The sequence below is a fragment of the Clostridium sp. genome (genome assembly GCF_032552055.1).
Lineage (GTDB): Bacteria > Bacillota > Clostridia > Clostridiales > Clostridiaceae > Clostridium.
In genome coordinates this window covers 1-12,807 of the sequence record NZ_JAWGSV010000077.1, presented here as the reverse complement: position 1 = coordinate 12,807, position 12,807 = coordinate 1, and the positions used below count along the sequence as shown (strand labels likewise).

At 28.6% G+C, this 12,807-nt stretch carries 10 protein-coding genes and 2 tRNA genes; 9 read left to right on the top strand and 3 right to left on the bottom strand.

Going from position 1 to position 12,807, the window contains the following annotated elements; translation table 11 throughout:
* Window positions 1-35 precede the first annotated feature (35 nt).
* The 8 genes from E6248_RS07250 to E6248_RS07215 all read left to right on the top strand — a co-directional run bounded on the left by E6248_RS07250 (window position 36) and on the right by E6248_RS07215 (window position 7,966).
* Window positions 36-110 (top strand) — tRNA-Asn (locus tag E6248_RS07250).
* Between the two features lie 28 nt (window positions 111-138).
* Window positions 139-213: transfer RNA gene (locus E6248_RS07245), tRNA-Asn, on the top strand.
* A 267-nt stretch (window positions 214-480) separates the two neighbouring features.
* The gene (locus E6248_RS07240; RefSeq protein ID WP_316340149.1) at window positions 481-1,473 is read left to right on the top strand and encodes a polysaccharide deacetylase family protein; all 993 of its coding nucleotides are present in this window, start codon (window positions 481-483) and stop codon (window positions 1,471-1,473) included.
* 195 nt (window positions 1,474-1,668) lie between these two features.
* Window positions 1,669-2,355: a response regulator transcription factor gene (locus tag E6248_RS07235; protein ID WP_316340148.1), complete on the top strand. Its 687-nt coding sequence runs from the start codon at window positions 1,669-1,671 to the stop codon at window positions 2,353-2,355.
* Complete coding sequence (locus E6248_RS07230; protein WP_316340147.1) at window positions 2,352-3,740, top strand: HAMP domain-containing sensor histidine kinase; 1,389 nt, start codon at window positions 2,352-2,354, stop codon at window positions 3,738-3,740. Before E6248_RS07235 ends, E6248_RS07230 begins: the two co-directional genes overlap by 4 nt.
* Window position 3,741: 1 nt before the next feature.
* The gene (locus tag E6248_RS07225) at window positions 3,742-5,223 is read left to right on the top strand and encodes a hypothetical protein (RefSeq protein ID WP_316340146.1); all 1,482 of its coding nucleotides are present in this window, start codon (window positions 3,742-3,744) and stop codon (window positions 5,221-5,223) included.
* Window positions 5,224-5,226: 3 nt separating this feature from the next.
* Window positions 5,227-6,606 carry a TldD/PmbA family protein gene (locus E6248_RS07220; RefSeq protein ID WP_316340145.1) on the top strand — a complete coding sequence of 460 codons (1,380 nt, stop codon included), beginning with the start codon at window positions 5,227-5,229 and terminating at the stop codon, window positions 6,604-6,606.
* A gap of 13 nt (window positions 6,607-6,619) precedes the next feature.
* Window positions 6,620-7,966, top strand: a complete 1,347-nt coding sequence (locus E6248_RS07215; protein WP_316340144.1) for a TldD/PmbA family protein — start codon at window positions 6,620-6,622, stop codon at window positions 7,964-7,966.
* 233 nt (window positions 7,967-8,199) lie between these two features.
* Here the strand turns inward: E6248_RS07215 and E6248_RS07210 are convergent, their stop codons facing one another.
* Window positions 8,200-10,008 carry an LTA synthase family protein gene (locus tag E6248_RS07210; protein ID WP_316340150.1) on the bottom strand — a complete coding sequence of 603 codons (1,809 nt, stop codon included), beginning with the start codon at window positions 10,006-10,008 and terminating at the stop codon, window positions 8,200-8,202.
* Window positions 10,009-10,325: 317 nt separating this feature from the next.
* Between E6248_RS07210 and E6248_RS07205 the strand changes: the two genes are divergently transcribed.
* Window positions 10,326-11,282 (top strand): FAD-dependent oxidoreductase, encoded by a 957-nt coding sequence (locus E6248_RS07205; RefSeq protein WP_316340143.1) that lies wholly within the window; start codon window positions 10,326-10,328, stop codon window positions 11,280-11,282.
* A gap of 155 nt (window positions 11,283-11,437) precedes the next feature.
* Here the strand turns inward: E6248_RS07205 and E6248_RS07200 are convergent, their stop codons facing one another.
* Together E6248_RS07200 and E6248_RS07195 are read right to left on the bottom strand one after the other, a co-directional pair.
* Window positions 11,438-12,019, bottom strand: a complete 582-nt coding sequence (locus tag E6248_RS07200; RefSeq protein WP_316340142.1) for a GDSL-type esterase/lipase family protein — start codon at window positions 12,017-12,019, stop codon at window positions 11,438-11,440.
* Window positions 12,020-12,032: 13 nt separating this feature from the next.
* Window positions 12,033-12,665, bottom strand: a complete 633-nt coding sequence (locus tag E6248_RS07195) for a RusA family crossover junction endodeoxyribonuclease (RefSeq protein ID WP_316340141.1) — start codon at window positions 12,663-12,665, stop codon at window positions 12,033-12,035.
* Window positions 12,666-12,807 lie beyond the last annotated feature (142 nt).

The following is a 12,807-nucleotide window of genomic DNA, read 5'->3' as shown; positions in this document are numbered from 1 at the left end:
GTAAAAGTTGATATAATAACTAATGTAGTAAATATTCCGCGATAGCTCAACGGTGGAGCACTCGGCTGTTAACCGATAGGTTGGAGGTTCGAATCCTCTTCGCGGAGCCAATTTAATTTTAAAATTAATTTATAGTATTCCGTGGTAGCTCAATGGTGGAGCACTCGGCTGTTAACCGATAGGTTGGAGGTTCGAATCCTCTCCACGGAGCCATTTTAATTTTAAGAGTTTTATAAGAGTAGATTTATGTCTATTGTTATAAAACTCTTTTTTATTTATAAGATAGATAAAAAATAAAGGTGTATTAAATTAGAAATTGTTACTTAATAGAAAACTGTAACCTTTTCGTAACTATTATTCAGCATATTGTAAAGATTAGTCTAATATTGTTTTGTATAATTATATTATAGATATATAACGAGAGAAAATTAAATTGGATATTAATGAATTTATTAAAAATAAGATTAGGGGATGAAAACTATGAAAAGAAGAAGTACAACTAGAAGAAGCAAGAAAGTGAAATATATGAAGAAATATATACTATTCCTCACAATTTTATTTATAAGCACTTTTGCAATTTTTACTTTTGTAAATAAATTCAGACATGATATTACTGAGACGAAAGCAGATATAATTGATAATAATTCTGATGAAAAAGAGACAGCAGAAAATGATAGTAAAAGTGATGATGTTATTAATAAAGATATAGAGGGTGAGGAAAATGAAGATGATTTAGATATTGAAAATAATATGCCTTTAGATAATTCAGGATACCTAGCCTTAGAAGAAGATATAAATGCAGATGATGCATCAGTTGTTGTTCCAGAAACTATGTATAAATGGAACTTCTATAGAGAAGATAATAAAAAAATTGCATATTTAACTTTTGATGACGGACCATCAGAACATTCAACAGAAAAGATTCTAGATATTTTAAATGCAAATGACATTAAAGCAACATTTTTTACTTTAGGAAGCTCAATAGAAAGAAATCCTAGGTCAGAGGAAATATTAAAAAGGATGGCAAAAGAGGGACATGCTATAGCAAGTCATGGTTATTCCCATGAGTATTCAATTCTTTATCCAAATAGAACTGTTGATGTACAAGCATTTTTAAATGATTTTGAAAAAAATGATAAGTTATTAAAGGACAAGCTAGGTAAGGATTTTTCTACAAGATTAATTAGATTACCAGGGGGACATTCAAGTTGGAATGGAACTGCTGCTTTAGATGTAGAATTAGAAAATAGAGGCATAATACAAGTAGATTGGAATTCACTAAATGGGGATGCTGAAGGTTATGATAAGCCTAAAGAAGTTTTATTAGAGAATCTTCAAGAAACAGTTCTTGATCAAGATGTTGTAATTGTCTTAATGCATGATACAGATATGAAAAAAGGTACTGTGGATTACTTACAAAGTGCTATTGATTATTTAAGAGGAGAAGGTTTTGAATTTAGAACTTTAAAATAGGGAATAATTAAAGTGTTAGTAGTATTTATAATTTAGAAGCTATTATTACTGTATAAAAACTCAGGGGTGTCCTGAGTTTTTTATTAATTTTTATTAGTCCTTTCTAATTATTTATTACATAGGGTATAATTTATTTATAAATCTATTTGTAGAAGAACAATTTAATTCTTATAATATAAATTTTGAGGTGTTAGTATGGAAAGAATATTATTAGTTGAAGATGAAGATAGCATAAGAGGATTTTTAAAGATAAATTTACAAAGAAATGATTTGGAAGTTATAGAGGCGGCTACTGGAGAAGAAGGAATAAAGTTAGCTAAGTCAATGAAACCTCAAGTGGCAATATTAGATGTAATGCTTCCAGGAATAGATGGATTTATGGTATGTAGCAAACTTAGAAGTGATTTTCCTGATATGGGAATAGTAATGCTTACTGCAAAAGGCCAGGACATGGATAAGATAATGGGATTAGAATATGGTGCAGATGATTATATTGTTAAACCTTTTAATCCTTTGGAAGTAGTTCTTAGAGTTAAGGCTCTACTTAGAAGAATTAGTGGAGATAAAAAAGGAAAGAGTAAGCTGGAGCTCGGACCTTTTGTATTAGATTTATATTCACAAAAGGTCATTAAAAACGGCGAGGAAATAGATGTTACTCCTAAAGAATTTTTACTTATGAAAATATTCTTAGAAAATCCAGATAAAGCTTTCTCTAGAGATGAGTTATTGGATCTAGTTTGGGGAGAAAATTATTTTGGAGATGTAAAAATTATTGATGTTAATATTAGAAGGCTTAGAGCGAAGATTGAAGATAATCCTTCTAATCCAAGTTATATAGAAACTATATGGGGTATAGGATATAGGTGGAAGTCAAGAGTATGAAAAGCATAAAAAATGAATTACTTAGAGGAATAGTTATTATAATTTTTTCAACAGTTGTTTTACTTAATATATTACTTATGATATTTATAAGAAAATATTACTATGATAATACTGAGGATTTACTAAAAAGCAGGATGGATGTATCAGTAAGCTTTTATAATAAGTATTTTTCTTCTAAAACGTTAGTAGAAAATATTTATGATAATGTTGATGCTTTTTGGAATGAAAATGATGCACAGGTAGAAATATTTGACTCAAAAGGGAATCTACTTATGGATTCGATAGGAGTAGATGACTTTAATTATAGTAATTCTCCAGATGTAGCTAAGGCTTTAAAAGGAGAGATATCAAGGTGGGTAGGAAGGGTAAGTTATTATAACAATAAGGTTATGGCAGTATCATATCCATTAGAAGTAGATGGAGAAGTAGTAGGTATATTAAGGTTTATTACTTCATTAGAAGAGATTGACGGTGTTATAGCAAATATAATGTTTATATTTATAAGTATTTCTGCTGCAGTACTTATTATGGGAGTAGTATTAAGTATAATTTTAGCTAATAGCATAATTGAACCTATAAAGTATTTAAATAAAGTTGCTGAAAAGATGGGGAGTGGAAATTTAAGTGTTAGAAGTGCTATTAATAAAGAAAATGAGATAGGGCAATTATCTAATACTCTTAATTTTATGGCCAATGAAATATCTAAAAGAGAGCAACTTAAAAATGAATTTATATCTTCAGTATCTCATGAGCTTAGAACACCACTTACAGCTATAAAGGGATGGACTATAACTTTAAATAGTAGCGAAACAGATGATGAAACATTGAAGCTAGGATTTGAAATAATAGAAAAGGAAACTGATAGATTGTCTCTAATGGTGGAAGAGTTACTAGACTTCTCAAGACTTATTAATGATAAGGTAACTTTAGAGAAAAAACAATTTAATATAAAAGACCTTATAAGTCATATAGAATCATTTATGATACCAAGGGCTAAGAAGGAAAATATAGCATTAATTATTAAAAATAATGTGGATGAGTTTATATATGCTGATGTTAATAGGATGAAACAAGTGTTTATAAATATTTTAGATAACTCCTTCAAATTTAATAAACCTGGTGGAAAAGTTGAATTTGATGTCTATAAAAATGAAGATAAAATTAAGTTTGTAATTAATGATGATGGAAGTGGAATATCTAAAGAAGACTTACCTAAGATAAAAGAAAAGTTTTTTAAAGGAAAAAATTCAAAATCACAAAATGGTATAGGACTATCTATTTGCGATGAGATTATTCAACTCCATAATGGAGAATTTAATATATATAGTGAGCTAGGAATAGGAACTAAGGTTGAAGTTATTATTCCTATTATAAGGGAGGAATAATATGAAGGCATTAAAGAGAAGTGGAGTTTTGCTTTTAATATTATTATTTACTTTAATAGTAGGTTGTAGTAAAGTAGATGGAAAAGATACACAATCTATAAAGGCACCTAAGAATGAAGGGCTGTCAATTGATGGTACTTGGAAAATAATCAATATTGATATATTAGATGAAGAAATAGAGAATAAAGATGTATTATTAAACCAAATAGGAGATTTTATAAGTATTTCTAATAAGAAAATTTCTATCTTTAATAAGGAGTACTCTAATCCAAGTTTTAAATTAAAGGTAGTTGATGAAAATTATATATTATCATATGAACTAAACCTAAAGGTTAAGGATGTTATTGATAATACTTCAAAATTAAATATTGTTTCAATTATTGACTCTAATAGTATAGTGGGAGAATTCTTTGATTTAGGTAACGATAGTGGATATTTATTTTACTCAGGTATGTTAATTGAACTAACGAGAGAAGATAAAGAACCTAAGGATTTAGACTATTCAAAGGGAAAAATAGAAGCAGAAATACTTAATGAAGATTATAATAGTGATGTAGGAGCTATGATAACCTTAAAAACTCCAAGAATATTAATGGAAAATGGTGATTATAGCACTGAGGAATATAGAACAATATGGGTATCCTTTAAGGATCAGAAGCTACAACCTATTATGGAAAAAGATAATATTATATTTCCAAGGCTAAATGGAATATGGACAATTGAAAAAGATATATATAGTAAGGATAATAAACATATAGAATACTTTACTGCAAAGCCTTTAGATGGAAAAGTTGAAGAACATAGCTTTGTATTTAATACTGACCAAAATGTATATAAGAATATTAATTTCATTTCTAATGATTATATTTCAATAGAAAAATATGAAGGAAATAACTTTAATAATATTTTCACATCATATCAAACTATTCCAGTTGATAATATTAACTCTAATGTAGGAGTCAGTATAGATGAAATATTTTCAAGCGAAGCTAAAGAAAAATATAAAAAAGATTTTAATGAAGCTGTAAATGCTTTAAATAATAATAAAAGTGATGTAGTTTCAACAATAGATTATACTAATTTTACTCTCAAAAGAAGTGATGGGAGATGGACACTTAACAGTAAGATAATGACTAATGATTTAGATAATGATGGAACTACTTTTAAATTATCATTAAGTCCAAATAAAAAATTATTAAATTATGATACTTTGCTTATTCCTTGGAAGGATTTAAAGAGTAACTTCCCTTTTATTACTGATGCTTATACAGCGCCAACAGGGAGACTAGCATTTATTACATTTAACGATAAGCTTTTAATATATGAATTAGAAGATAAAAATATTAAGGGAAGCCCGCTAGCAGTTGTAAACCTAAAGAAAGATGAAGAAATAATAATGGTTGAATGGGCAAGTGGTTCTTATGTATCTACTTGGTCTAGGGCCTTTAAAGATGGTATAGAAATAGATATGGAGGAGGATTAAATTATGTTATCAAAGGATATATTATCTAGTGTTTTAGCTAGATGTTTAATAACAGGAGGAGACTTTGCAGAGATATTTGAAGAAGATACTTTAGATACATCTATAAGTATTTTAAATGGTAAAGTTGAAAATTCCATTTCTGGTAGAACTCATGGAATAGGAATAAGAATTTTTAAGGGGTATAAGAGTGTTTATGCCTATACTAATAACAGTACTTTATCTGCTTTATTAGATACTGCAGAAAAGGCAGCATTAGCACTTGGAGAGTTAAAGGAAGAGATAAGTATAGTTTTAAATAAAAAAGAAATTTATAATAACAACCCAATAATATATATTCCATCTTCAATAGGTGCAGATAAAAAAATTAAGGTTATGAAGGCAGGATATAAAGCTGCTAAGGAATATAGTGATGAAATATCTCAAGTATCAGTAGGATATTTAGATAAAGAACAAAATATATTAATAGCTAATACTGAAGGATTATTAACTGAAGATAGAAGAGTAAGAACAAGATTTTCAATTAGTTCAGTGGCTTCAGCTAATGGAGAAAATCAAACTGGCTTTGAAGGTCCAGGAGCTCATAAAGGGTTTGAGTTATTTAATGATATAGATCCAGAATATTATGGTAGGGAAGCTTCAAGAGTAGCTACTACTATCCTTCATGCTAAACCTTGTCCAGCAGGAAAGATGACAGTTGCCATTGATAATGGCTTTGGAGGAGTTATATTCCATGAAGCTTGTGGACACTCTTTAGAAGCTACAGCTGTAGCAAAAGGAAACTCAGTATTTACTAATATGCTTGGAAAACAAATAGCATCAACTAAGGTTACTGCAATAGACGATGGAACTATTCCTAATGCATGGGGATCATTAAATATTGATGATGAAGGAAATAAAACTAAAAAGAATGTTTTAATTGAAAATGGAATATTAAAAGGTTACTTAATAGATAAATTAAATGGTAGAAGAATGGGCATGGAAGCAACAGGTAGTTCAAGAAGACAAAACTATAAGTTTGCGCCAACTTCAAGAATGACAAATACTTATATTGCAGCTGGTAATGATGATGAAGCAGAAATAATTAAATCTATTTCTGATGGATTATATGCAAAGAAAATGGGTGGTGGATCAGTAAATCCAGTTACTGGTGAATTTAATTTTGCTGTTTCAGAAGGATATATAGTTAAAAATGGTGAAATACAAGAACCAGTTAGAGGTGCAAGTCTTATAGGTAAAGGTAGTGAAGTTCTACTTAACATAGATATGGTAGGTAAGAATTTAGCTCAAGGTCAAGGTATGTGTGGTTCTGTATCTGGAAGTATCCCAACTAATGTAGGTCAACCTATGATTAGAGTAAAAGAAATAACAGTAGGTGGAAGATAAGGGGGGAATATATATGGAATTAAAAGAATTTATAGATAAGTTATTTGAAGAAGCTAAAAATAATGGATTTGATGAATATGAAGTTTATTATGTTGATAGAGAAAGTTTAAGCATAAATGTTTATAAAGAGGAAGTTGAAAAATATAGCTTAACTACTTCCTATGGATTATCTTTTAGAGGTAAAATAAATGGGAAAATAGGATACTCTTATACTGAGATATTAGATGAAGATGCTATAAGGATGTTAGTTAAAAATTCTAAAGAAAGCGCTTTAACTATTGAAAATGAAGATATTCAATTTATCTATGAAGGAGATAAAGAATATGCTGAAGTAAGCTCTTACTATGAAGCTTTGGAAAATATTCCAGCAGATAAGCTTATAGATTTAGCCTTAAGCATGGAAAAGGAATCTAAGGCGTTAGATAATAGAGTGGCTAGCTTTGGTGGCTGTGGAATAGGATATAGTAAATCTAAATATGGAATAATTAATTCTAAGGGATTAAATCTAGAAAATAAATCTAACTTACTAAGTGCATATGTAGTTCCAATAATTAAAGAAGGAGAAGATATGCATGATGGAATGGGTTATGTAACAGCAAAATCATTAGAAGATGTAAATCCTAAGAAGATTGCAGAAGATGGTATTAATGAAGCTGTTTCTAGAATTGGTGGAAAATCAATTCCGTCAGGAAAATATAAAACTATAATTAATAATGAGGCTATGGTTTCCTTGCTTTCAACTTTTGCTGGTGTCTTTAGTGGAGATGCAGCTCAAAAGGGATTAAGCTTATTAAAAGGTAAGGAAGGAGAAATAATAGCTAGTAATAAAGTGACTTTACTAGATGATCCTCATTTAGTAGATGGTTTATCTTCTGTACCTTTTGATGATGAAGGTGTAGCAACTAAGAAAAAAGATATAATTCACGAAGGTAAGTTAATGACTTTACTTCATAATTTAAAAACTGCCCACAAGGGAAATACGAAATCTACTGGTAATGGATTTAAGAATTCTTATGCTTCACCAGTTGGAGTTTCACCAACTAATTTCTATATTCAAAAAGGAAGCAAATCCTTTGATGAGTTATTAGAAGAGGTAGGAGAAGGAGTGTTAATTACTGAGTTTGCTGGATTACATTCAGGAGCAAGTTCAATAACAGGAGACTTTTCTTTAGCAGCTAAAGGATTCTATATAAAGAACGGGAAAAAAGACTTTCCTGTAGAACAAATAACAGTTGCAGGTAATTTCTTCGATTTATTAAAAAATGTAGTTGAAGTAGGAACTGATTTAAAATTCCCTATGAGTAGTGTTGGAAGCCCATCCTTAAGGGTAGAAGGTCTAAGCATAGCAGGGAAAAACTAAAAATCAGCTTAGCTGAATTTTTAATGAATAATGAAGAATGAAAAATGAAGGAGGTAATTCCTCCGGAATTACTGAAAATAGATAATAGAGAAAGAGCTGTTGCAAATGCAACAGCTCTTTTTAATTTATTAATTCTGAAGGAATTATTTCCACAATTTTAAGTCCTTAAATTTTAACTTTTAGCTCTTAACTCTTAAAGAATCACATCAATAATCCCCTAATTTTTTAATTCTTTAATTATTCTCATTCTCAAAATAGTTGCTTCTAATCATTTTATCTGATAGCAACATAATATTTTTATACATTTCTTTTTCTTCTTCTGTAAGGTTGTCTCCTACAACATCTAGGTTTGTTAGAGCTGCAAAGGATTTATTTGTATTAAGTAAGTTTCTTCCTAATGCTGTATTTATATACTTTTCATTTTCAACACCTAATAAATATAAAAGTGTTGGCATTATATCTACTTGTCCGCCTTTAACATCAAAAGTTTTTCCTTCAGTCATATCTTTAGACCAAATTATAAATGGAACAGTATGGTGACCATTATCTAGGTACCAATCTTCCTTATTAGATAATTTTTCAACAGAACTATTATAGTATTTATGAACTCCAGTATGGTCTCCTTCAATAACGACTACAGTATTATCTAATAAACCTTCATTATCTAATTTCTTTAAGAATTCACCAATTTGAGTATCAGTGTATTTTACACTTTCGAAATACCCACCCATTTCGTTTTTATCTAGTTCTTCATTTAAGCCTAGAACTTTCTTCTCTTCTGGAATAGAGTCAAATGGTCCATGATTAGTTAATGTTACAGTAAAGGCATAGTATGGTTCTTTTAATTCCTTAATCATTGGAACTACTTGAGTAAAGTAACTTTCATCTGATATTCCTAGTCCCATCATTTCACTATTTTCATCAAAGGAAAAGAAGTCAACAAATTTATCGAAGCCTATTCCTGTAAGTCCATTTACATAATTCCAGAAAGAACCCTTATCTGGATGAATAGCTATTGTACTATAATTCTTTTCTTCTAAAAGATTAGGTAATGAATTATAAGTGTTTCCAGGATATCTAAAGAAAGTACTACCCCTTCTTACTGGGAACATTGAAGTATTAATCATTAAGTCTGCATCAGAGCTTGTACCTTCATTTACTTGCTCATAAATATTAGGGAAGTATAGACCTTTACTTATTAAGTCATCCATAACTGGAGTGATTTTTTGTCCATTTACTTCTTTACCAATAATAAAGCTTTCTAGTGATTCTACTTGGATAACTAAAAGATTTTTACCTTCTAATAAGCCTGCATATTCATTGTCAGGTAAGTTTTCTTTGCTAGCATAAAACTCCTCTATTTGACTTCTGTCCTCATCCTCTAATTCATAAGGCTTAGAGTCTTGATAAACATTATAAGCATCGAATATATGGTAACCTAATGGTGAAAAATATCTTGCTGTATTTGTTGGATCATAGTTTGAGAATATGTATCCATTCTTAACATCTTCATTTTTTAGTATATGAAGGTTAAAAGGTACATAAGCTATAAAAACTATACTAGATATTAATATTACTAAAAAGCTAATAGGAGCTCTTCTTTTAACAGTAGTATAAGATTTTCTAGTAAAGAATACGAATATACCTAATACTATAAAGTCTAATATGAATAAGAAATCCATATTACTAAACATAGACATTATAGTTCCGCCCATATTATCTAAATTTGCAGTTTGAGTTAATAATAACGCTGAAGGCATAGTATAGAAGCCTCTAAAATATGTTACGTCTAGTACTATTAATGCTGTTATTATTACATCAATTATAAATAAGTATATAACTCTTCCTTTACCTTTAAATAATAATGCAAAGCTAAGGAAGATAAGAATAAATGCATAATAATAATTGATAAAAGGTTTTGCTGAGTTAAGACCAAGTCCAAAGTCAAGTAAATATGGATCTCTATTAACAACAAAGCCTTGGAAAATGATAGATTTAATGACTATGGCAACGAAAGGAATTAGGAATAATAATATTCTCATTATGCCATGAATAGTAAATATACCTAAGAATCTTTCTTTTATTTTTTCTATAAACTTGTCCAATATATCGCACCTAAATAATGAACTAAATTGAAGAAGTTCACTATTTTCCTTTCTGTATAATTTAACAATAACTAAATTATATTATAGGGACTTTTATAAATCAAATAAGAAATTATTAATTTTTAATGTTAAGAAAAGTAATTAAAAGAAAATTTGGAAAATAATTTTTTATGATATAATATTATTATGCATTTCTATATAAGTTGTAAAAAGATTGTATATGAAACATAGATTAAATATTAATGGAGGGTATAATGCTTCAATATGATTTAATTATAATTGGTGGTGGAGCATCTGGCTTATCTGCCGGGGTTTCTGCTCTTAAAAATGGAATTAAAAAAGTTTTAATATTAGAAAGAGATAGTGATTTAGGTGGAAATCTAAATCTATTTATACATGGCGGATTTGGTGAATACTATTTAGGAGAAGAAGTAACAGGACCTGAACTTGGAAGTAAGTTAATTAATGACTTTAAAGAGGCTGGTGGAGATTATAAATTAGATACAGAAGTTTTAGAAGTAACTCAAAATAAAGTAATAACTTATGTAAATCCTGAAGAAGGGGTAAAGGATATTAAGGGAAGCTCTATTATAATAGCTTCAGGCTGTAGGGAAAGGTTCACTGGTAATATTAACATCCCTATTCATAAGTACATAGGAATCTATAGCTTAGTTTCTGCTCACAGACTAATTAATTTACAGGGATATCTTCCAGGAAAAGAAGTTATAATATTAGGTAAAAATAATTGGTCATTAATCTTAGCTAGAAGATTATTAATTGAAGGAGCAAAGGTTAATGCTATAGTTGATGTAACTAATAGAGGCTTTTTAGATGAAAGAGGGAAGGAATTTATAAAAGGATTTGATATTAATATTATTAAGGACGCAAGAGTAGTAGATATAAATGGTGATGATAGAATTGAAAGTATAGATATAGAAGATATTAATACCTCAAAAGTAACTACTTTACAATGTGACTCATTAGTATTAACAGTAGGATATTTTCCAGAAATATCTTGCGTGAGAAAAGCTAAAATTGGAATAATCAATAATGTTTCTTTAGTAGTTAACAATAATTATGAAACTACAGCTAAGGGAATATTTGCTTGTGGTACTGTATTAACATGGGATTCGGATATTTTTAATAGTGGGGAAGTTGGATACATAGTAGGTAAGAAGGCGGCAGAATATATTAAAAGTTATGTCTACTAGTAAACTTTGTATATTATTATTCATTAATAAATCTAAAGTTGTAAATATTCAATTGAAGCTTGTAATTGGAATTATGGCTATTAGCTTTCTATAGTTCTGTAGCATAATAAAAAGAAGCTGCCCTAAAAGACAGCTTCTTTAAATTTTTTCATTAGTTAATTATTATTTATGAATTCATTAAATAATAATTTATGACCATTTTCATTAAAGTGAATACCATCAATATAATATTTATTATGATTAATAGAATAAGTAAGGTCATAAAAATCAATATATATTAACTTATACTTGTTACATAATTTTATTAATACTTCTCTAAGTTTAGGTAGACTTTCCTCACAGTAATCATAAGTTAATGAAGGCATAAATAATCTATATGCATCTTCTTTAATAATTCTTGGAGGAATTCCTATGATAACACTATCTGTGCAAGTTAATGATTCCTGGATCATTAATTCAATATTGTTTATTATAGAATCTAATGACCTATTAGATAATAAGTCATTAGTTCCACCCATTATAAAAATTATAGATGGATTTAAGTTCGTAACATCTTCAGTAAATCTATTTAACATATCTGTAGTTGTGTTTCCGTTAATACCTTTATTAATAAGATTGAAATCCTTACCTTTTTCAATACAAAACTTTTTATAGCATTCTATCCAAGTTTTATTTTTGTTAACTCCATATCCAAAGGTTAAGCTATCTCCAATAAAAATAAAATTTTTATTCTGCATTAAAGTCACCTCATTAAAATAATTTATTAAAACAGCTTCTACATATTAAAGTTTTTCCACCATTTGCTTTAATAACATTAGAGTCATTAATTTTTTTCTTACAAAACTCGCATAAGTTATTATCTTTTAATAAGCCATCATTAACTTTTTTTTCACTATTAGCACTTGTTTTAGGAACTTTTGACTTTTTTAAACTAGAATAGATTTTTTTATCAGAGGAAACTTCTTTTTTTCTAACTGAATAAGAAATCTCATATTCACTTTCACCAAAGAATTCCAACTCGAATCTAGGGTTTTCTTTATCATAAAACTCTTCAGTTATTATTCTAGTAATTTGGGCATCATTAACTATAAGACCGCTTTTCTCAATGCCATCAAAAATACTCTTAGTAATATTGGCTGTATCTGGATGTCTTTTTTCGCTTTTATAGTAGACTTTTAGCACGGCAATAAGAGATTCATCTAAAATTATTCCCGGATTTTGGATTCTAGAATAGTATGCTATTTGTTCTTCATAAATTGCGTATCTATCATGGGACTTACCAGTATTACTAGGAAGTATGGCTCTACCATCTTTATTATGTAGCTTAAAATTAGATTTAGTAATAGGGGAACCAGGTACTACCACCTTTGCATAACTACTCATTTAACAAAACTCCTTTAATTTATTAATTTCTCCTTAAAAATACATTAATTCTAACAAAAAATAATGATTAATTTTTTCATTCATTATATAATAAAAAATGTAACTTAAGTAATTAGTCAAAGTTTTTAACTTTATTTTATTA

What these genes read in the sequence shown, in the direction of transcription:
- E6248_RS07230 (WP_316340147.1), top strand. Translation starts at nt 2,352, where the DNA reads ATGAAAAGCATAAAAAATGAATTACTTAGAGGAATAGTTATTATAATT.
- E6248_RS07210 (WP_316340150.1), bottom strand. Translation starts at nt 10,008, where the DNA reads ATGAGAATATTATTATTCCTAATTCCTTTCGTTGCCATAGTCATTAAA.
- E6248_RS07220 (WP_316340145.1), top strand. Translation starts at nt 5,227, where the DNA reads ATGTTATCAAAGGATATATTATCTAGTGTTTTAGCTAGATGTTTAATA.
- E6248_RS07195 (WP_316340141.1), bottom strand. Translation starts at nt 12,665, where the DNA reads ATGAGTAGTTATGCAAAGGTGGTAGTACCTGGTTCCCCTATTACTAAA.
- E6248_RS07200 (WP_316340142.1), bottom strand. Translation starts at nt 12,019, where the DNA reads ATGCAGAATAAAAATTTTATTTTTATTGGAGATAGCTTAACCTTTGGA.
- E6248_RS07240 (WP_316340149.1), top strand. Translation starts at nt 481, where the DNA reads ATGAAAAGAAGAAGTACAACTAGAAGAAGCAAGAAAGTGAAATATATG.
- E6248_RS07235 (WP_316340148.1), top strand. Translation starts at nt 1,669, where the DNA reads ATGGAAAGAATATTATTAGTTGAAGATGAAGATAGCATAAGAGGATTT.
- E6248_RS07225 (WP_316340146.1), top strand. Translation starts at nt 3,742, where the DNA reads ATGAAGGCATTAAAGAGAAGTGGAGTTTTGCTTTTAATATTATTATTT.
- E6248_RS07215 (WP_316340144.1), top strand. Translation starts at nt 6,620, where the DNA reads ATGGAATTAAAAGAATTTATAGATAAGTTATTTGAAGAAGCTAAAAAT.
- E6248_RS07205 (WP_316340143.1), top strand. Translation starts at nt 10,326, where the DNA reads ATGCTTCAATATGATTTAATTATAATTGGTGGTGGAGCATCTGGCTTA.